The following is a 22,332-nucleotide window of genomic DNA, read 5'->3' on the forward strand; positions in this document are numbered from 1 at the left end:
CCGGCAACCCTGAGAGTGGTGAATCTTATGGTGCAGACAACCTGTTGAAGAGTCGTCAGGGTGTATATGTACGCAAGTGTATATCCTCTCATGATTATCTTCTCCATTTAACTCACCTTCAATTTTATTGCTAACCAAAACATTATTATTAAAACTTGTATTAGACTTATCTTCATACGCTTGTGTTATATCTTCTATCTGTTTGTTTATCGTCGATATAAATGTAGTTTCTGGTAAACTAGTAGCCAAATCAGAATGAATAATATTATCTTCCTTTTCCACCTTCGAATGTGCATATTTATTCCACACTTTTACCACTTCATCTTGGTAAATAGCAGTGATACCAACCGAAATGAGTATAAATAGCATACCAGCCCCAATGCCAATTTTTTTAAAAACAGGTTGTTCCCTAATATATTCCTTAATCTTGTTTTTCATAATAACAATCCCTCTTTCTATTTGTATTATTTTGTTAAATTATACATATTATGCTAGAATTTTATCACACAATCTAATTGTTATCCATAATAATCTATAAAATATAAATTTGTAATTTAAACAATTTACGAATAAATATATTACCCTTAAACATACTCATTATAAGTCCATTTTCCTAAAAAGAGGATAATTTATGTCTGCTCTGCATCCGAAACATAAATTATCCTCCAATAAAATCATTTCTTAATTTTTAACTAATTTACCATTACAAATTTCCACTGCTGGTTTGCCTGTGCTTTATAATCCCACTGCTGTACATTTCCACCAGCTGATTTTGACCATCCGCCAACTTCCAAACTCTTATTACTATTCTTATTAATAAGGAATGAATATCCATCATTTACATATGTAACATACCATCTCTTATTTGTGCCATAATCATTATTGTAAATAATTGCATTCGCACCATTAGATTTTGAGTATGAATCAACAACTACCGGCTTACTATTTAATACACTTATAATGTAATATGTAGAATCTTCTTTATTAAATATTACTTTCCACTTCTGTGCATTTGTGCCATTGTCTGTCCACTGTTGAACATTTGCACCAGCTGCTGTGCTTCCGTTTGAAACGTCAAGACAAAGACCGCTGTGACGGTTTACAATCTTGTAGATAGCTCTTTCAACCTTGATAGAAGAAACTTTATCATTCCAATCATTTCCGACATATGACATATCGGCTGTAACAACTTTTTTAGAGCCCTTATAATTGTCATCTGCATATAATGTTACTTTATAACCCCAAGGACATTTAATAGATGACAAGTCATCATTCTTAAACCCTTTTTTCTGTAATGATGCAAGTGTATAATTACCAATTCCTAAGGATGCCGACCTTCCACCATAATTTGCATCCTGATAAATATAAATATCTCCTGAAGTAGTATTCACAGACGAACTGCTCGAGCCACTCGAACTGCTGCCGGATGAACTACCAGAACTGCTTGAACTTCCTGACTTATGAGTATATGTATAGGAAGATGTATCTTTTGTATATCCACTGGTATCACAGTGTGTAAACCAATACTTTACGGTACTTCCATTACTTAATCCATTAATTGTATAAGTAGCTTTTGTTCCAGACTGATTCATTCTGACATTTTGCTGTGCTCCACCATTGACAGTGTAATGAATATCAACCCATTTAGAATTATTTACATATGCCTGCGCTGTACTTGCTCCTGTATATTTCAATCCCATTCCGCTTGCAGGTGTAGATGTATTTGAACTGCTGCTTGATGAACTACTGCCTGACGAACTGCTTCCACTTGATGATGAACCGCTGTCAACATTGCTTGATGATGAACTTGTATAAGAAGGACTCTCCTGATATACACGAACATAATCAACCTTCATTTCCTGTGGAAATGCGCCGTCATTAATTGAAAATCCCGGCCAATTACCACCTACTGCCACATTCAATAATAAATAGAATGGTCTATGCATTTCCTCTGTACCACCTGCATTATTTCCAATATACATCTCATAGATTTTATTTCCATCTACAAACATTTTTATATACTGTTTGTCCCACTGTACTGCATATTTATGGTACTGTGTAATATCAAAATATCCTGAAGACAATCCATAATTTGCATGACCATTATTATCCCAATGACATGTACCATATGTTTTATTTTCAGCATTGATGGCTTCCATAATATCGATTTCACCACATTTTGGCCAACCTACACTGCCAATATTAGCTCCAAGCATCCAAAACGCCGGCCAGATACCCTGACTTGACGGTAAAGCAATTCTAGCTTCTACATATCCATAAGTAAATGTAAATTTGCCATTTGTATTCAGACGAGCTGATGTATAATTTTTTCCACCGTAAGATTCTTTTTTTGCTCTGATATGTAATGCCCCTCCTGAAACGTAAGCATTATCTTTTCTATTTGTGTAATACTGAAGTTCGTTATTTCCCCAGCCGCCACCGCCTGTCTCATAATTCCATTTTGATGTATTAAGTGATGTCCCATTAAATTCATCACTCCATACAAGCTTGGATGATGTTGTTGCAGCTGCATTAACTTTGGTTTCACTCTTCGTAAATGTCATTCCCACTGATGAGGCTATCAATGCCATCGATAAAACTGTCGCAATCGCTTTGTTTAAAATCCTTTTCCTCATAAGAAAACCTCTCTTCCATATTATATACTATAAATTTAGAACAATTTTTAGTCTACATCAAGCATCATTTTTATATAAAAGTATTCTTTTTTCAGAAAAACGTTTTTTGTTTTTTTAATATAATTTTAATATTTTCTTATGACTATTATCATTCCCTTTTCAAAAACAGCTTATTTATGGTTATTTTCCGCATTTTTTTATTTATTTTATATCATATTATTTTTATAAAATCTCTATATCCCCTTTTTTACAAGTCTCTCACATTACAAAGCATGATTTTAACATTTTTCGCATGGTTTTTACACTTTTACTGTTCTTCTTATTTTTTCATAAATTGTCCTATATTCTCTCTGACATACTTTGCCAAAAAACTGTCTAACGGTTCCTTCATACATAATTGTTCAAATCGTTCATCAAACTTATCATACTCATATCTTTCATACTGACTTTCCAATGCTTTTTCGTCATCAATTTCAAATGATGATAAATCAGACAAATCAATTAAATTTTCCTTTATAAAATTCTCATATAATTTTCTATAGTTTTCTGCCCCTATAATATTCAGGTTTTTACTTACAAATGGAGCTAAAATCCTGCTAGAATTACTAAAAAACTGAAATAATCCACCATTCTCCACTTCATTTTTAAAATATTTAACAATATAAAATACCTTCTTTTCTTTATTTAACAAATCTAAATTTTCAGCTATTGTTTCATAGTCTTTTTCTTTTTGAATGCGAATGTCCATTGCCAAAACCAAATCCTCATCATCCAGTTCTATTAACTCCTCCGGCGTCATATTCAAACTCTTCTCTTCTATCTTTTCATACTCTTTAATCATCTGATAAAATGGACTTAGACGATTCTTTGACCAAAATACTAAAACTGTAAATGCAATAAACACCACAAGGGTTAAGCCACCATAAAATATGTCACCTCTCATAAAACTGACAAATGCCGCAATTATAGATAATAGTATTAAAACTAACATAAATACCATGGCTGATATAAATTGTCTCTTTATTTTTCTAAACATTCTTATCTCCTTATGTATAAAAGGAGCTGCACTTACATGGCAGCTCCTCCCTTATTGCTTACTTTATTCCTGCAACCGCATGATTCCAGTTAAACTCTATTTCTTTGTACTGACTATCCACCACGGAAAGAATATCCGTGTACAAATAATCATGCCTTGCTTTTGTAGTCATCATACCATTTCGATACAATCTGTCAGCAATTCCATATATCGTATATTCATATGTATCCGAATACACATATTCACCATCACTTAACTTCGCATATGCGCGGATTCTCCAGCCTGCATTATATTCATCCGGATTCTTTGTAGCAAATTTCATTGTCATCGCATAACTTGTAGTATTATCTGATTGAGAATATGGTGTATCTAATTTTCCAACCGATGTACTCTCAAAGCTTTGAACATATTGATTCTCACTTCCCACATATAATTCAGACTCTGATACATATTGAGAGAGCGAGTATACAATTCCGGAATTGATAACATCTTTTCCATTAATTTTACTACCCACAGAGTAAACCGTTCTCATTCCCTTAGATACTGTATTAATCTGATACCCATTTATTGCTATTCCGTCGCTGCCGGTAATAGTTGATGTATCATCCTCATCTACAACACTTACTTTAAAATTATCAAAGTCTAACTTTCCATTAGGGAAACCGTCAATACCAAAAACATGACCAAATAAAGCAACACTACCTGTCGTTCGGAATGGATAATTTTCTGCAATGACCTTATTATTCATATAAACTGTATAAACCTGGTCTTCCATATCCACTACAACTTTATAATTGTTCCATGTATCATATGTAAAATCAGCCGCTTTCACAGAACTTGAAGCCGATTTTTTCAGTATAACTTTGTGTTCCTGATTCGTATTATCAAAAGCTATTGTTGTAGCACCTGCATCTAACTGATTCTTTGCAATAAATGCATTTGCATATCTAAGTTCCTCGTTGAAACGTGCAGAAAACTCAACAATTATTTTTTCATCACATTTTGCGATTACATCACCAACATAAGGTAAAAACATATTCACATGTCCGCTGGCAGAATCAGTGGATAGCCTCAGGAATTTGTTTCCGTTTTCCTCCACAATTGATGCTGCACCACCATTGTCAATACGGGTTACATCAATACCATATGGCAATAATGCCCCTGTTGTATCATTTTCAAAATCCCTGTAAGCATTGTACGTTGTTTTTCCTGCCGTAAGCTTAAGTGAATTATCTAACACTTTATGTGCGTCGTCAATAGCTTTCAACGCTGTCTCTGCCTGTTTCTCTGTCACAGTACCGGAAGATGCCAGCGTTTCTGCCGCAGCGATTTCACTTACTAATTTGTTATAAGCATCTTTGCTATAGCATCCAACTGTATCTCCCAATGGATACGAATACTTTTGAATTGTATTCTTTCTCGCACTTACTTTATCTGTAAGCTCCGAAGATATTGTTCCCTTGTTTGCTGATTCAACTTTTGTACTAAAATCATCAAAATCTACTCTGCCATTAGCAAAACCACTAATACCAAAGAGCTGTCCTGTTAATTTTGTTCCGGTTGAATCTCTAAATGTATAATCTGTTGCAACTAAAACATCATCAATATAAACAGAGTATGTTTTTCCGTTACAATTTCCTACCATCTTGAAAGAATACCATTGTCCGGAATTGAAATTCTGCACTTTAATCTTACTGCTGCCATTCTGCACTCTGATTTCTTTGACCTGATTTGCATTTTCAAATGCCGCAACCATTGCATATTTGTCAGTATCATTTCGAATCATCGCTGCATTTGCATATTGGAATGTCCCGGTGAATCGTGCCTTAAATTCAATAATAGCTCTCTCATCTGCATTCGGACTCACATCTCCTGTAAATGGAAGGAAAATATTTGCTTTTCCGGCAGTCGTTCCGGTTGTAACACGAAGATATTTATTTCCATTTTCCTGCTGAATCGTTGCTTCTGCTCCATTTGACAATTCTTCTGCATCGAATCCAAACGGATATTTTCCTATTTCATCATCTTCAAAATTCCGGTATGCATTATAAGTTTCTGTATATTTTGTCAATACCTGAGAATCCTTTAATGCCTGCTTTGCTGTGTCAATTGCAGTAATTGCTTTATTTGCTGTTGCCTCTGTCACATTGCCGCCCTGTGCTAATTTTTTTGCATCTTCAATTGCCTGTATATATGTATGGTAAGCTGTTTTACTATAACATCCAAAAGATGTTCCAAGCGGATAAGATACATTGTCCGCTTCCGCCGCTTTTGTCGCAACTGTCTGCTGTAATGATACCTTTGCTGCTGTACCTTCACGAGAAGATACTTTCCAGTTATCATCTGTCGGCGTTTCCGTTCCTGTTGTCAGATAAATTTTATCCACATGCAGTCCATCTTCACGCTCCCATAAAACAAATGAATGTTGTCCTGTACTAGAAACATTTACGGCAGCTACCTTTTGCCAATACCATTTTTCATCTTTACTGTCACTGTGAAATCCACCGCCACCGGTAAACTCTCCACTAACCAGTTTATTATCAATACCACCACGAATAGAATCGGACGCATTATCTACATAACGCCAGCGAAGCCATACATTGTAAGTACCCGCAGTATTAAACTTAATTCTATATCCCAATTCCGGACTGTAATTAACAAACTGTGAATCAGACCATCCTGAACCTTTATCCGGCAGTCTCATTGCAAGTCCGGTATCAGATTGTGTAAGTCTCCACTCATTTTCTACTCTTCCACTAACTTCACTTGCCTTTGCTTTTTTAGAAATCGTATATGCATACATATCTGATGTGAGCTGCTCCTTAGAATCCAGAACATTTTCCATCGCATATTCTGCTTCGATAGAAACTTTTCCGCCACTCTCTAAAAATGCACCACTTCCCCATGTAGACATGATATCTTTTTCGTCCAACTTGGCAGATGTTCTTGGCATTGAACTTACACTATCTGTAAACGTTGTATTGTACTTACTGTGATAACTCTCGTCCGGACCTAATGCACTTTCCGTAACTGAACCATTTGTATAGATAACCAGTTTATCAATCGTAATAAAGTTATCTACCATCCAAAGCTTTAATGTATGCTTTCCTGCCGATAAGTTTGGCAATGTCACAACGTGTTTTTCAATCTGACGATATAAATTCTGTTTCCATTGTGGATTCTGATTGCTTGTCGTTCCCTCATCAGTTGCTGTAGAAGAAATTACAATCGGATTCTGCCCATCCACAGAAACTGCAAATCTTATTTTTCCATTAGGAACTGCGTTCATTGTCGGTAATCGATATACCTCCAGTGGAAATGCACCTGATGATGTCAAATAGAAATCATAACTCAGAGATGGTGATGTCGATGAATTAATATTATTTTCATCTACCAATCCAAGCTGTGTGTCATATGCCTGCATCATATCTCCATCAAAACCGCGTCCTGCATTGTAGCGAACAGTCCAGCTCTTTTCTCCCGCAGCAGATTTTGTTGTATAATGCTCTGCCTGCATCGAAACATATCCATCCGATTCTACATAACAATTCGAAATTCCTGATGTTACTGCATCCACTGTAATTTTAACTCTTTTCGCTTTATCACCGGACGTAATCGTAACCGTTGCAGTCTTTCCTGTTGCTTTTGCGTAATCACTGATTGTCACCCAAACTCTCTGTTCTTCGTTAAACGTTCCTGATGTCGCGGAAAGTTTTACCCAGCTCTGGTCTGATGTTGCAGTCCATGAAACACTTCCCGCACCTTTATTGAAAATATCAATAAACTTTCCATCCTGATTATACTGCGTAAAATGTAAATCAGATTTTTTATTCTTTGGCATATTTTCGCCCTGAACAATGACACCCATCTCTGCTTTTCCCAACTCCAATGTCGGATTTGTCCCAGGAAGCTGCGTCGTTACCGGTGGAGAATAATTTTCCGGATCAATAAGACCTTTCCATTTTCCATTGGCTATCTCACTATAATAAGCAATTTCCGTCTTTCTCTGCTTTTCCACCTTGATAGACAAATCTGAAAAGTTTTGTGCTGATGCCATACGTCCCTGCTTATATGCCAGGTTACTCTTATCTGCATAGTAGAACATCTTATAGGTGAGATAAGTCCAATTCATTTTACATTGAACTAACTCATAGAATGCAGTTTTTGCAGATGATGATAGACTGTTTGCAACCGTTCTTGCTCTATTATACAAGTCCTGATAAACTGACATTCGTTTCTCCCATTCGTTATAGTTCATCTGCTCAAAAATCCCCAGCTTCATATGCTCAACCTTTCGCACATTTGTGTGATGATAGAAAGTATTGAGAATATCTGCCACTTCATTTACTGTAGAATCACTCATAGAATTTCCAAAGTTTCTCTTCAGCCATTCTTTCGAAAACCCTACGGAATCATTCGTATATTTATCTACATCCCAGCCACAGCGAATAAAATAATCCATTTCGCCTTCTGCCGGTTTAATATCACCGACATTAAGCACCCAAATCTGTCGAATATTTGTCTTCCAGCATTTATTTAATTCTTCACCCATAACACTTAACGGAATGGAACTCATCCACAAATAACTCTGGTCTGCCGGCGCCCAATAAGACGCATGATAGTAAATACCACCGCCGGAACGTGCCCGTTCCGAAGCCGTAGGTGTACTACGCACCATACCATGATTGTCATCGCACCAAATGACATTCATATCACTTGGCAATGTGAACTTTGAATTATTATAAAGCTGTAATACCTCTTTGTATGGAAGAATTGCTTTACAGACTTTACTTGTCTTATCTTTTCCTAAAACTTCCTGCATAACAGTTATCTGGTCAGCAATAATCTCTGAAAGTAACCCGGCTTTTCGGTCCTGTGTATTTGTACCATACTTATCCCATTTTGAATTACTCAGATTTGCAGTATTAAACGGTTCGTCACCAGTACCACGCATACCGAACAGCCACTGTGCTTCCGTATCCTTGTGACGTGTGATACTGTCTCTCCAAAATGCACGGATGGCTTCCGGATTAACGGTATAGTCATAGGAGAGCGTGCTGGCGCTAATTCCTTGTGCTTTGGCATACTTCGTCTTAAAGGTTCCCCATTCATCTCCAGCAGATACTGTCTTACGCATTACTACACCATACTCACGAATCGTATCAATATTTTCTGAAATATTATCAAATGCGTTTACATGCATTGCCGGCCATATATAATTTCCCTTTAATCGAAGAATCAATTCAAATATCTTGGCATAAATTGCAGCGCCCATTTTACCACTTCCGTTATTCTCCGGATTAAACTTATTTACAACCCAACTATTTAATTTTTCCTCATCATTAATAAAAATACCACGATACTGTACATCCGGTTTATCTGTTAAAGATGTACCGGATGGCATATATACATTTGTCTTTGTCTGAATCGGTACATCGGCAAAATAATACCAAGGTGAAACACCCATCTGTTCTGAAACCTCATATGTACCAAAAATGGCGCCACGATTATCTGAACCAACAATCACCATCGTATTTTTATCAATAACTTTAATCAAATATGCTTCCCATTTTCCTTTAATCGCATTGACTTCTGCTGTAGTAATCTTTCCACTGGAAATCAAGTTTTTAATCAGATTACTTTTATTTAATGTACCAATCAATACTACAGGACCACTTGGCAGGGAGGTACTCTTACTGATTGTCGGCGTTTTTCCCGTAACTCTTTTTACATCCGCCTGAAAATCTTTTACAACTCTCTGCACAGGCGCCTCTTCACTGGAATCCACCCAAATTGTTGCAGCCGTACTCCCTGCAACAATTGGAAAGTCATTAGAGGAGCCGTTCTCTGAAACCTTACCCGCCACTGCCGCTGCAACATTTGTAAGCGAACCGGCAAGCATGGTTATAACCATGAACAGGGACAATAATCTTTTTATCTTCTTTTTCATTTCATTTACATCCTTTCTTTTTTCTAATGTCTTTTCAATTAGTTAATGAATCAATAAGGTTTTAAAATTGTATTTCCCCATTCGAAATCTACTTCTTTATAATTTGAATTTACTTTCTTTAAAATTGTATTGTATAGATAATTGTGCGTATCATATGTGTTCATACGGCAATTATCATACAAGTATTTTGCCACCTCATACACTGAGTATCCGTTTACTCCACTGTACACATACGTTCCATCTTCAAGTACAGCATACGTTCTCACTTTATATTTCGATTCAAACATACTTGCACTATTTTGTGCAAAACACATCGTTCTAACAAAATATGTCGCAGTCTCAGATGTTCCCAAAATATAAGAGGAGGTTCCTATATCTGTTGACTGGAATGCCCTAACATATCGGCTGTTAGATGCAACATTCATATCCCCATCTGAAATACCGGTGTTCATATTATTTACTTCACTCACCCCATAAATAATTCCCCAATGAACAACTTTCTTTCCGTCAATTTCAGGCTCTACAGAACCAACGACTCTATGACCTTCCAGCTTTGTACTTATCTGATGTCCAATAACCTTAACCTTATCTGAAGTTGCCAAACCATATTTGTCAATAACAATATCCTGTGCTGTTTTCCCGGTTGTTTGTTCTTCTGTAACCGGCTCTTTTGTGGTCGGCTCTTGCGTAGTCGTTTCTTCATTTTTCACCGGAACAAGTTTCCAGAGCTGATAGTCGCTATTCATATATTTTCTCTGTTCAACATATCCACTTCCACCTGATATTTCAGATGTGTCCGTGAGAGCAAATAAGCTTGCCTTATTGACAATACGATATTCACCATTCCCCATATGTTCAAATCTAAACTTCTGAGATGCGGAACCGTTAGCTGTGTAAATCTGATAGCTTACCTTTTTATCCTTAGAACCTGATGGATTATCAAACGCCCTTGTTGGAGCACACTCAGGAATAATGTTAAACCATTTATCCGGATTACTCTTAAACTTAAATCTCTGCGCTATTGTATCATTATTTTTATATGTCTGAACCTTAACTCCATTAGAATCTCCTTTATTCGGAATATCCATAACCTTTCCTGTTCCGACATTTACAATCTTATAATAATCCGTTGTATTAACCGGTGACACATAAGCTTTAGATGGTCTGGATACAGCTACACCCTGTTCGATTGGCTCACCAAAGAACGGAACACCACTGTCAGTCCATGTAAATCTCTGCGCTCTGATTGATCTTGTCCATTTACTTCCACTGTATCTTGCACAATGATAAATAATCCAATTCTCTGTTCCATCCACTGATTTTACAAATGTATTGTGACCCGGACCAAAAGTATACTCTGTTTTCTGAAATACTGGATTTGCACTCTTTGTCCAAGAGGACGCATTCAGGAAATTTCCATTTGTACATGTTAACATTCCCAGACAATAGCTATCTGTCCAGCTTCCTGCCGCAGAATAAATAATAAATACTTTATTTCCATTTATAAGAACCTCCGGTCCTTCGTTAATCGCCGAACCTCCTGATTTTTCCCAGGAATTTGTTGGCTTCGAAATACACACTCTCGAAGAAGACAGCGTCCATGGATTACTCATTCGGGCAATATATAGATTTTGTTCGTTTCCATTTGATACATCCCAGCCTGACCACACAAAATAGTTATCTCCATTATATGTAAATACTGTTCCGTCAATAGCCCAACGGTCGTTGGATGAATCATATATTTTTCCTTTAAATGTATAACTTCCATCAAGAGGATTATCCGGATTTGTACCTCCCTCTAATACATACATTCTATGATTTGCATTTGAACCATCATCAGCTGCAAAATAAACATACCATCTGCCACTTACCCAGACCAGCTCCGGTGCCCAGATTTCTTTACTGTACATTCCGGTGCTTGGTGCTGTAAATACTGTTGTAGCTGCAAATGATGACATATTCTCGAGACTACTTAACAGTGCAATTTTGACAGTATTTCCTGAACCTGAGTAACAGTAATAATATTTACCACCTGCAAGAACTACCGATGGGTCTGCACCATCAGGTTTGCTTGGTTCGTTAAAAACATACTCATTTGCAAGCTTTGTAATCTTCCAGAGCTGTCTGCTGTCATTTGCAATTACCTGCTGTCTGATGGCAACATCCTTCTCCGCATCAGTTGTCCCCTTCTCATTTGTCATGTCAGCAAGTGCCATTCCACTCTTCTTGTTGATAATCCTGTAATTACCATCACCATCGCTTTCAAGTTTAAATTTCTGCGCATCGGTACTGTTTTTTGTGTAAATTTGAAACTGTGTTCCAGCCGCGGTACTACTTGCCGGATTGTCAAATACGCGTGTAGGCGCAACCTTTGGAATTATAAAATAGTAATCCTCTCCCGGCACCTTTTCAAATGAAAACTGTTCGGCATTTGAATTGTTAATGGTCCATGTATGTAGAAGAACCTTATCCTCATCCTTTCCACTTGGAATGTCAATCATTCTACCCGTGCAGACATTTGTGATATTATAATACACTGCCTCCTTTACCGGTTCTGTCGCAGCATTTACTTGTACATTTTTCCACTTTGAAATACCTTCAAACAAAACCGTCACAGCCATTACAACTATCAAAATATAGCTCAACACTTTTCTTAGTTTCATAATAAATTACTCCTTTTCCTTCCTTTATTTTTTAGTAAAATATAAATCCCCTCCTCTTTTAATACATTCTTCTTTTTATTGCATATTTAAAATAGCCAGCCGATTATAAAAAGTTCTGCATTAAAAATTTATATAATACTTTCCCATATTTATTTTATATTTTCGGATATTGGTTATATATAAAATTCATGATATTTTTATCAAATTTATGCTTTTGAAAAATTATAAAAACGTTATTATTTTATTTTGTTAAATTCATTAAAATTTTATATATATAAAACAAAATGAGTGGACTAAATTTAGTCCACTCTAATACCATTAACACAGGAGTTTTGTCTCCTGTTCTGTTTCAAAATATTCTCTATTCTTTCAAAATCGCCTCACTTACTTCTGCCAAATGTTCTCTGATTTTGATATGCTGCGGACAAGCTTCCTCGCACTTTCCGCATTTGATACATTCATCTGCACGTTTCATGCCATGACCGCCTACCAGCCAGCCTTCCTGATGTTTTGCTGCATCTAAGTCACTGTAAAGAGTAAGGTAATTCATTGCTGTAAACGACCCCGAAATACCAATATTCATCGGACAAACCTTAGCACAATAATTACATGTGGTACAAGGAATTAAAGGTATTTTAGCGAGTTCCTTCTGCGCTTTCTTCAAAGTTTCTTTTTGCTGCTTCGTAAGTCCGGTAAAAGATTTCATATAAGATAAATTATCTTTCATTTGTTCTATGTTGCTCATGCCTGAGAGGACTGTAATTACCCCTTCCAAATCAGCTGCAAATCGAACAGCCCATGATGCAGACGAAGCTTGCGGCTCCGCTTCCTTTAGCACCTTTTCGACAGTTTCCGGAGGTGTTGCCAGCATACCGCCCTTAACCGGTTCCATGATGATAACCGGTTTACCATGTTTTCGTGCTACCTCATAGCAGCGTCTGGATTGTACGGCAGGATTCTCCCAATCAGCATAATTAATCTGTAATTGTACAAACTCCATTTCCGGATGAGCATTCAGAATCTCGTCCAGCTCCTCCGGAGTAGAATGAAAAGAAAATCCTATATGCCTGATAAGTCCGGCCTCTTTCTTTTCCTGAACCCAATTCCACATATCGAAATCATCAAAATAGTGTGTTCTTCCTTCCCCTAAATTATGTAACAAATAAAAATCAAAATATCCTGCCCCTGTCTGTTTTAAAGATATATCAAATTGTACACACGCCTCTTCTCTTGTCTTGCAGTTAATCCATGCCGCATTTTTTGTAGCCAATTGATAACTTTCTCTTGGATAACGTTCCACCAATGCCTGACGGATTGCATCTTCACTGCCGGCGTAAGCCCATGCCGTATCAAAATAAGTAAATCCCGCTTCCATAAACAAATCTACCATTTGCTTTATCTGTTCCATATCGAACGCTCCATCCTTCTGTGGAAGACGCATTAAACCAAATCCCAGTTTTTTAATTTCTTTCCCCAATTCGCTCTGCATAAAATCTCCTTTCAAAATCATCTTTATTAATTTTCAATTCCGAGAGCTTTCACCGCTTCTTCTCCTGATTCGCCACTACTTATTCTCTTTCCTTCCATCCATGTGCCACTTCCGGCAAGAGATTTTAAATTCTCTGCGGAAGAACCAATTTCACTTCCTCCCGATGTACAAAACGGTATAATTGTCTTTCCCGAAAAATCATAACTTTCCACAAAGGTTGCCAAAATTCTCGGTGCTTCTCCCCACCAGATGGGATAGCCTAAAACGATTCTATCATATTGCTCCATATGTTCTATTTTACCAGAAATAGCCGGCCTGCTTGACGAATCTTTCATCTCCTTCGTGCTTCGGCTCTTTTCATCATTGTAATTCAAATCATCGGATGTATATGGCTGCTCTGGCACAATCTCATGCATATCAGCATCCAATTTCTTTGCAATCGCTTCTGCTACACCTTGTGTCGTTCCTGTACAAGAAAAATATACTACCAAAGTATCTGATTGTCCGGAAGGTGTTTCAACCAAAGTATTTCCATTAACAGATGTTTCTTGATTTTTTGTTTTTGTCTCTTTTGTCTTATTTTCTGTCTCTGTATTTCCACATGCTGTTATTGTCAAACATGCAAAAATTGTCAATAATATCATACCAATTCTTTTTTTCATATCTTTACTCCTCGTCTTTCCTTATTCAGCAGCCTTTTGAATACATGAAATAGCATTTAAACTTCGTGGATATCCAATATACGGAAGATTCTGGGAAACAACTTTTATCAAAAACTCCTTATCATTTCCTAAGTTCATATTTCCTTTTGCATGTGCAATCAACTGTGGCTCACAACCTCCCTGTGCCGCCAAAAAGCAAAATGTTATCATTTCTCTTTGCACAAGTGTCAATCCGGTTCTCGTATAGTAGTCTCCAAAACAATTTGCCGCCAGCCAGCGATTTATATGACCATTTTTCCATGCTTCTTTCATTCCATCACCAAAGATATCTACCTGCGTCTGTATGCCCTTTTCTAAACGGTCATCCAATGTTGTCGTCGCCTGTCCTTCCAACGGCAATGTAATTCCTTGCTTTAAAAAAATTTCATTGGTTTTATTGATAAATGATAATACTCTGCCAATACCAAGATAATCTACAGACTGATAAACAATTTCTTTTATCTGAACAGGCGTAAGTCCAGCCTTTAACGCTCTCGGAAGCATAACTCCAAATTCATCCACTCCCTGACAACCAATCAGTGTCGCTAAAATTGCCATATATCTTGTCTCTTCCGGTAATTGCTGCCCTTCTTCATTTACAACTTCCTCATAGGCAAAATGCTCAAATCGTTCCATAAATTCTGAATCTGTCTCATATAAATTCATTTCTAACCTCCGCTCAATCTAATAAATTTTGTACAATGAATAAATCAATTGTAATGGCATTCTAGTTCAACATTATATCCAACAAAAATACCAAACTTTACAAAAAAAATAGATGTTCTAGTAAACACCTATATTTTAGTTCAAAACTATGAAAATATCTAATACCTATATCAAATCATTATGTATGCTCTAAAGGCATTATTTTATATCCTGTATAAATAAAATTTATATATTTTCGAACACGGCATCCATTTTCCTCGTCACCATCTCAAAAAAACTCCTGCATACCACATCAGTATACAGGAGTTCATTATTTTAATACTTTATACCTTTTGAAACGGTAAAGAATGACCATTTCAAAACTTTGCTTCGCAAAGCACGTCCCTTCAGGACTGGGAAAATACGATTTTTAAACGCCTGATGCGTTTAGAAATCTATCTCATTCCGACCTTACGGTGCATTACTTACTAGCAATAGCTGCCTGTATTGAGTGGCAACCTTGTGGGAGTCGTTTTCTAAAAAAATAATAGTGTTATCTTTCGCGTTTCCTTCCACTTTGCATAGCACCGGTTCTGTGGATGTTCTAAGTCTCCATTCAAAATAATCATCATGAACAACTATCTGATCTATGAATGTTTCAACTATGTCTTCTGGAATATCTCCACTGATAACATCATACTTTTTTTCCAGCAAATCCGTAAGTAATTGAATCTGCGTTTTTACATTTGAAACTATTGCGAAATTTTTCACATCACGCTTCAATAGTTCTGAATCAATGTACTCAATCTGCTTTTTGAAGACTCCTTTCTTTTCCTCATAAACTTCTTTTGAAATATCTCCTTCAACACGAAGTTCAACAAGATTGGAAAGTTTTTCTTCATATTTCTTTCGTTTTTTATTTAATTCTTTTACTTCATCAGTATAATCTACAACATTTTCATCTTTAATCGTTGCATTTAACATTTCTATTGCTCTATTAATAATTTTGTCTCTTTCTTTCCATAAATCATTAAATAGCCAATGTGCAACTATCTTTAATTTCCACTCCGGAAACATCTTGGTTGTGCAGCAACCTGTTGTATCTAATCCTTTTTTAAGTCTAGTACGATATGAGCCATGATTTTTCTGTTTGTAACATTCAAAGCCATACCGTATTCTTCCATCCTTGTATTTATGCCATTTTCTTCGCTCAAAATTAGAACCGCATTGGCATTTTAGTATTCTTGCATAGGCACTTTTGGGTGGATTAATTGCATGCTTTCCTCGCAGTCTGTTTACAGTTTTCGCATCTAATCTTCTCTGACAATCATTAAACAATTTCTCCGAAATAATTGGCTCATGTTTTCCCATAATTTCAATTTTGTCAACCTCGTCATAATTGTTGATTTTCTTTTGTTCAAGATAGTCAGGAACATATTGTTTTCTATAAACAATTTTTCCACAATAGAATGAATTTCTAAGTAAGCGCGAATAGTTCCCGGTTGCCAATGCGTAAGCCCTGTGGAAGTAATTCTTCCTCTTTTCTCAAGCTCATATGCTATCTGCTTACATCCCATTCCATCATGATACATATTAAATATCATTTTTACTGTTTCAGCCTGTTCCGGATTCACAACCAACTCTCTTCCAACTCTGTCATATCCAAGAATATTTCCATTGCCATACAAGACTCCGTTTTCAAAAGAAATCTTCTGTCCTGCCTTAACTCTTACAGATGTTTTTTTGCTTTCATTCTGTGCTAATGTAGCCATCAATGTAAGTCTTAACTCTCCGTCTGTATCATCAGACGTTCTAATATTATCTTCTGTAAAATAAACCTCTACTCCGTAAGATTTCAGTTTCCTTGTTTCCTGTAACGTATCTACAGTATTTCTTGCAAATCTACTAACTTCACGGGTTAAAATTAATGAAAACATGCCATTTTTAGCATCCTCCATCATCCTCAAAAAGTTTTTTCTCTTCTTAACAGATGTTCCTGTAATTCCTTCATCAACATATCTTCCAACAAGTTCCCATTCAGGATGCTGTGCCAAAATATTGTTATAGTACTGAATCTGATTTTCAAGAGCATTAATCTGTGCTTCATGCTCCGTTGATACTCTGGCGTATATTGCAACTTTTCTCTTCATAATTTACTCCTATCCACCAGGTTATCAAATATAGATTTTAGCATAGTATAGCATCATAACCTGGTTAATTCAATATTTACAAAGCCAAGGTGCAAAACATCTTGGCTTTTTGAACTATTCGTTATCATATTTTATTTCCACTGCTCTAACTAATTCTTCCGGTATGTTTTTGTTCCTGCCAAGTTCTTTTATTAAACATAAGGCAAGAATGTCCACTCCTTTGTTTCTATCCTTATCACTAAATTTAACTTTAAATTCATTCTGAATTTTTGTTCTCATTAGTCCCCTCATCAGTTACAAGTAATTCTGTAATTCCTTTTGAATTATGTTCAATAGAATCTTCCTGTCGCAGATTTCTATTTTCCATTCCGATAGGGATACAAACCTTTCGCAGCCTGTCATAAATTCTTTTATATGTAATATTCTCGTCAAAATTACATTTATCCAAATTTAGATTAGTTGTTATTATAATTGGTTTCTCAGCTGCAGTTCTCTCATCAATAATCCAATAAACATTTTCTAGCGAATAGTCCGTATTTCTCTCTGTACCAATATCATCAAGAATAAGTAAATCGTAATCACACAATTTTTCCACATAAGCATTTTTATCTGCGGCACTAAAAATGTCATTTCTGATTTTTATAAAATTCGTCATCTTCACTGTATAACCTTGATTTGTCAATGCGTTAGCTATGCAGGCAGCCATATAACTTTTCCCACTGCCAACATCTCCAATAAACATCAAACCATAATTCTGCTCCATCATGGTCTCCCACTTTAGAACGTATTTTTGTGCAATTTCCATTTTAGGATTTCGACCATCCTCATTGTCAAATTTCCAATTCCACATTGCCTTATTACTAAAACAATCGTTTTTCAATTTTGTTACCTGCTCCTTTCTCTTTCTCTCTTGCTCTTCGTTAATTTTCTCCTGCTTGGCTTTTTCATCGCAATCACATCTGCAACGAACCAACCTTGATTTTTTGTCCCAGAAATTAAAGCGTTTTGTTATTGGTTTTCCACACACTTTGCAATATTCTATTTGTTCTAATTCATTGATATTATAATTTTGTTTTTCCATTACAATCTGTCTCCTTGTCTATATTTATAATTATTTTCTATATTATTTTTATTAATATATTTATTAGTATTAGGATTACTTAAGGTTGTTCCTTTTGATTCCTTAATGTCATATTTATCGTTTTCTTTAGTACCCGTATTAAATTTGTTTAAGTCCTTACTTACATTTTCTTTATATGGTTTAATCTTTACATAAATATGATTAGGATTTCCTTTGCCTGAACTTTTCCTCTCTATTAATCCTTTTTCTTCTAACATTTTCAGTGCAGCGTAAATCGGTGGTTCCGACCTGGACAGTTTTTCTGCCATATGCTTTACTGTATAAATTACATACACTCTTCCCTGCTCATCAATCATATCGTTTTGTTTTGACAATGAAACTCTTCCAAGCAAAAGAATATATACTGAAATAGCCAAACTTGATAAACCTTCATTCCAGACAAATCTGGGACATGGATCAAAGTCCGCTAATCTTGTTTCTTTTTTATGTATTGTTTCATTTTTCCCTCCTGTGCTTCGTATTTTTTAGTGGTGTAAATGTATATTGCAAGATACGCATTTGTGGCCACAAACGCATTCTTGTTAGGGACACCCTAATACCCTGATAACAACAAACGCCAAGAGTAAAACCTACTTTTCTGTAGATTACTTCTTGGCGTTTTTTATTGTTATTAAATTGTCTTTCCCAGGTCTGACCTAATTAGTTTAACATAAAGATTTATTTATTCCTAAAACTGCGACTGCTAAAATTTTATTATTTTCACAGTAGGAATGTGAAAATAATAGTTTTATAAAATGCACTTCCCTACATAATGTCGCAAAGTTAAAGTTTGTTCTGCTAAACTTTTGTTTGTTATTAAATCTTTATGGCTATATTTTACTCTATTAATATTGCAATGTCGAATTCTATGATGGTCTATTTTTGTAGAAAAATGCATCTACTATGGTTTATTTTTAGAAATAATAAAAAAGTGGTTGGGACACGGGGTCCCAACCTGATAATAACCTTTCCAAATATACATATGCAAAATGTAGTAACTCATTAGTATTTCTATACTTTAATAAAAACTACTCGTCATTTTCCTGTTGTTGCAAATAAAACATTGTTTTCTGATTTTCAATCTCTGCTCTTAATTCTTCCTCTGTTGGTAAGTATAACTTATATTTTGATGCAAAAAGCTGTTCATTACCATGAAGAATAGAATACTTTGCAATATCCTCATCTGTATCAGAACAGAGTACAATTCCAATTGTAGGATTGTCTCCTTCACTACGTTTAAGTTCGTCATACATCCGAATATACATATCCATCTGACCTACATCCTGATGTGTAATTTTCTGCGTTTTCAAATCTATTAGTACAAAACATTTGAGAATATAATTATAGAAAACAAGATCAATGTAATAATCCTGCTTTTCTGTATGAATATGTTGCTGTCTTGCCACAAAAGCATACCCTTTCCCTAATTCCATCAAAAACTTCTGTAAATTAGACAAAATGCTATTTTCTAAATCACTTTCAGTAAAATCTGTATTTGAAGCCATACCTAAAAATTCTGCAATAACCGGATTTTTTATAAATTCTAACTTATCATTCTGATATTCCTTGGTTAGTTCATTCATTTCATTTTCTACAAGATCCTTCTTTTGAGTCTGAAGCATACGGTAATAGTACTGTGAAGAAACATTACGTTGTAATGTTCTAACACTCCATGCTTGTTGAAGCGCTTCTTTCTCATACCATTCACGTGCCTTTTCATCTTTTACTTGTAATAAAATGCGATAATGTGTCCATGATAATATCGGTTGAGATTTTCCACTCGCTGAGTGGAAAATCTCTGGATAAGTTTTATAAAATGAATAAAAATTGTATAGATTTGTTTTTGTAAAACCTTTTCCATACTCTGTTGATAATTCCTTAGATAATTTCTTTATTATCTTTGTTCCATACTCTGCCCGCTTTTCACCATGCAATTCCTCACTGGCGATTCGATAGCCCATCATCCAATTTCTCTGCACAAGAGTCATATTAACTGCCTGATGTGCAGCTTTCTGTGAGGATTCAATAATCTGTCGCATGTCTTTTAATATATCATCTGTCTCAATAAAATTATCCATAATACTATTTTGACCAGTGTTTATTAGTTTATTCTCCATATGTATTATTCTCCTTTACCACTTCTTGATACTGATTTTTTTCTGCAATAGTGCCTTAACCATTTTATCTCTATCCTTTTTTTGCTACAAAAGTAACTACACTTGTTTTCAATTCACATATTCCACTATCTCTCGGAATATCATATTGCTGATCCACCACAGTAGATTTTAATACTGTCCATTCACTAAAAGCTTTTTCAAAAATCCTTTGCATTTCTTCTGTAGGTAAGCATACTTCAAATTGTGGAAGTATTTCATTTCCTGTTTTCTTGTCAAACTCTTTTATATTAGAATTTACAACTAAACATACAATGCCATTTTTGCGGATGCCATGTTCTATTTCTCGCAATTTATTAACAAAGGTTTCTTTTGAATCTACGTGTTCCAAAGATGATACCGCCATTACTAAATCATAATTTCTTTCTTTAATTTGATAATCATCAATCGATTTAACTATTCCACATATATTTGATGTAACACCATATTCATCAGCATTAGCATAAAGTTTTTCGATAGCTAAATCCAGTATATCCACACAATCTATTTTACACAACCTATCATAATAATGTCGAGCAATACATATGCAATTTCTTCCTACTCCACAACCTAAATCCAAGACATTAATTTCTTCGTATTTATCAAACAGAGGTATCAAATCTACTACTGTTTTTATTGGTCTTATTAGCCAACTACCCTCTTTATATAGTTCGGCATTAGAATATATTTCTATATGTGATTTTCTTTCGTTTTTACGTATTTCTTTTAATCTCATTTCTTCCATTTTTCTTTTGTATCTTTTATTTTTACTCCACTGATTTATCACTTTTTTGATCTCCGTTATGAGTTGTTCTTTATTGGTAATATAATAAATATATCTTGATGCAAAATATTGCTTACTAATCCTTCTAAAGCATATTCCGCAACCACTGAATCTTTATCAGTGCAAAGAATAATACCAGTTGGCTTATTAGATTCTTCGTCATTTACTATTTGCCAATAGCCCTAATTTTCAGCCTATATTTCAAAATCTGGAGCTTATGACAAGCTTATAACTATAACGCACTACAATTTTGTTGTAAATAAATCATAATATAAATATTCTTAATTTAATGTTCCTAATTTAATTTTACTATCTAATTCCCATAACGCAGTTTTATTACTATCATACCTAAGTCTTTTTAATGCGGTATTGTAATCAACCCATTCATATTCCGTATGCTCTTGAGACAATGCCAAAATTGTTGTATCCATCCTAACAGCAAATGTATATTCAGGAATAACCAAACAATTTTCACCCCATATTTTTCTTGCTTCTTTAAAACAGTATGTTGGTATGCTATTTTGTGTATCAAGCACAGAATATTTACAATCCATACCTATGTTTGCTTCTTCATATGCCTCTCGTTTTGCAGATATTATTATAGTTTCATCCTCATCTTCTCCACCACCTGCTATAAATTGCCATACTTTCATATCATGTCTTTTAAATATGCAATATTTTACATTGCCGTTTTCAATATGATATGGAATGACTAATACCTGATATTTTGCTCTTGCCAATATATGTTCACCTCCTATAAACTGGAATTTGCGCGTTTCTACAAGCGATGCGCAGCTACACTGAATTGTCTGACGAGAGCTTGCTCACAGTCAGACACATTCAGGTGTTGATGCATAGCGCGACAGCGCGACATGAGCATGAAGCAAAGCGGAATGCTAATGCACCGCGTAGATAAACTGGAATTGCTTAAAGCAGTAAAGCAGTACCCCTTACAATTTTTTCTTTTACTGCTGATACAGTATCTTTGACTGAGTGCGTAGTTGT

The 22,332-nt window shown here is 35.4% G+C and carries 14 protein-coding genes and 1 pseudogene; all 15 read right to left on the reverse strand.

From position 1 onward, the window contains the following. Positions 1 to 438: hypothetical protein (locus tag Q5O86_RS01535; protein ID WP_302625386.1), on the reverse strand; the 438-nt coding region annotated here is incomplete at its 3' end. A gap of 254 nt (positions 439 to 692) precedes the next feature. Next, entirely contained in the window at positions 693 to 2,636 is a 1,944-nt protein-coding gene (locus Q5O86_RS01540; protein ID WP_302625387.1) for an RICIN domain-containing protein, read from the reverse strand. 319 nt (positions 2,637 to 2,955) lie between these two features. Then, complete coding sequence (locus Q5O86_RS01545) at positions 2,956 to 3,672, reverse strand: DUF4375 domain-containing protein (RefSeq protein ID WP_302625388.1); 717 nt, start codon at positions 3,670 to 3,672, stop codon at positions 2,956 to 2,958. Between the two features lie 58 nt (positions 3,673 to 3,730). Further along, entirely contained in the window at positions 3,731 to 9,622 is a 5,892-nt protein-coding gene (locus Q5O86_RS01550; protein WP_302625389.1) for a glycosyl hydrolase 115 family protein, read from the reverse strand. 50 nt (positions 9,623 to 9,672) lie between these two features. Further along, positions 9,673 to 12,285 carry a family 43 glycosylhydrolase gene (locus Q5O86_RS01555; RefSeq protein WP_302625390.1) on the reverse strand — a complete coding sequence of 871 codons (2,613 nt, stop codon included), beginning with the start codon at positions 12,283 to 12,285 and terminating at the stop codon, positions 9,673 to 9,675. A 361-nt stretch (positions 12,286 to 12,646) separates the two neighbouring features. Next, a complete protein-coding gene (locus Q5O86_RS01560) occupies positions 12,647 to 13,774 on the reverse strand; it encodes an aldo/keto reductase (protein ID WP_302625391.1) in 1,128 nt (375 codons plus the stop codon). 26 nt (positions 13,775 to 13,800) lie between these two features. Beyond that, positions 13,801 to 14,436 carry a flavodoxin gene (locus Q5O86_RS01565; protein WP_302625392.1) on the reverse strand — a complete coding sequence of 212 codons (636 nt, stop codon included), beginning with the start codon at positions 14,434 to 14,436 and terminating at the stop codon, positions 13,801 to 13,803. 21 nt (positions 14,437 to 14,457) lie between these two features. After that, positions 14,458 to 15,141, reverse strand: a complete 684-nt coding sequence (locus Q5O86_RS01570) for a carboxymuconolactone decarboxylase family protein (RefSeq protein ID WP_302625393.1) — start codon at positions 15,139 to 15,141, stop codon at positions 14,458 to 14,460. A gap of 450 nt (positions 15,142 to 15,591) precedes the next feature. After that, positions 15,592 to 17,270: pseudogene (locus Q5O86_RS10875) on the reverse strand (recombinase family protein). A gap of 114 nt (positions 17,271 to 17,384) precedes the next feature. Further along, entirely contained in the window at positions 17,385 to 17,549 is a 165-nt protein-coding gene (locus Q5O86_RS01585; protein ID WP_182384383.1) for a hypothetical protein, read from the reverse strand. Further along, a complete protein-coding gene (locus tag Q5O86_RS01590; protein ID WP_302625395.1) occupies positions 17,527 to 18,351 on the reverse strand; it encodes an ATP-binding protein in 825 nt (274 codons plus the stop codon). Before Q5O86_RS01590 ends, Q5O86_RS01585 begins: the two co-directional genes overlap by 23 nt. Further along, complete coding sequence (locus tag Q5O86_RS01595; RefSeq protein WP_302625396.1) at positions 18,351 to 18,767, reverse strand: replication initiator protein A; 417 nt, start codon at positions 18,765 to 18,767, stop codon at positions 18,351 to 18,353. The genes Q5O86_RS01590 and Q5O86_RS01595 overlap by 1 nt, the downstream gene beginning before the upstream one ends. Before the next feature lie 651 nt (positions 18,768 to 19,418). Next, positions 19,419 to 20,507 carry a YhcG family protein gene (locus Q5O86_RS01600; protein WP_288933080.1) on the reverse strand — a complete coding sequence of 363 codons (1,089 nt, stop codon included), beginning with the start codon at positions 20,505 to 20,507 and terminating at the stop codon, positions 19,419 to 19,421. A 70-nt stretch (positions 20,508 to 20,577) separates the two neighbouring features. After that, entirely contained in the window at positions 20,578 to 21,330 is a 753-nt protein-coding gene (locus Q5O86_RS01605; protein ID WP_186840661.1) for a bifunctional 2-polyprenyl-6-hydroxyphenol methylase/3-demethylubiquinol 3-O-methyltransferase UbiG, read from the reverse strand. A 278-nt stretch (positions 21,331 to 21,608) separates the two neighbouring features. Beyond that, positions 21,609 to 22,067, reverse strand: a complete 459-nt coding sequence (locus Q5O86_RS01610) for an NUDIX pyrophosphatase (protein ID WP_302625397.1) — start codon at positions 22,065 to 22,067, stop codon at positions 21,609 to 21,611. Between the last annotated feature and the right edge of the window lie 265 nt (positions 22,068 to 22,332).

This window comes from uncultured Eubacterium sp. (assembly GCF_937958975.1).
GTDB lineage: Bacteria > Bacillota > Clostridia > Lachnospirales > Lachnospiraceae > Eubacterium_G.

Coding starts and splice junctions, on each gene's coding strand:
- Q5O86_RS01540 (WP_302625387.1), bottom strand. CDS start 2,636: ATGAGGAAAAGGATTTTAAACAAAGCGATTGCGACAGTTTTATCGATG.
- Q5O86_RS01545 (WP_302625388.1), bottom strand. CDS start 3,672: ATGTTTAGAAAAATAAAGAGACAATTTATATCAGCCATGGTATTTATG.
- Q5O86_RS01550 (WP_302625389.1), bottom strand. CDS start 9,622: ATGAAAAAGAAGATAAAAAGATTATTGTCCCTGTTCATGGTTATAACC.
- Q5O86_RS01555 (WP_302625390.1), bottom strand. CDS start 12,285: ATGAAACTAAGAAAAGTGTTGAGCTATATTTTGATAGTTGTAATGGCT.
- Q5O86_RS01560 (WP_302625391.1), bottom strand. CDS start 13,774: ATGCAGAGCGAATTGGGGAAAGAAATTAAAAAACTGGGATTTGGTTTA.
- Q5O86_RS01565 (WP_302625392.1), bottom strand. CDS start 14,436: ATGAAAAAAAGAATTGGTATGATATTATTGACAATTTTTGCATGTTTG.
- Q5O86_RS01570 (WP_302625393.1), bottom strand. CDS start 15,141: ATGAATTTATATGAGACAGATTCAGAATTTATGGAACGATTTGAGCAT.
- Q5O86_RS01585 (WP_182384383.1), bottom strand. CDS start 17,549: ATGAGAACAAAAATTCAGAATGAATTTAAAGTTAAATTTAGTGATAAG.
- Q5O86_RS01590 (WP_302625395.1), bottom strand. CDS start 18,351: ATGGAAAAACAAAATTATAATATCAATGAATTAGAACAAATAGAATAT.
- Q5O86_RS01600 (WP_288933080.1), bottom strand. CDS start 20,507: ATGGAGAATAAACTAATAAACACTGGTCAAAATAGTATTATGGATAAT.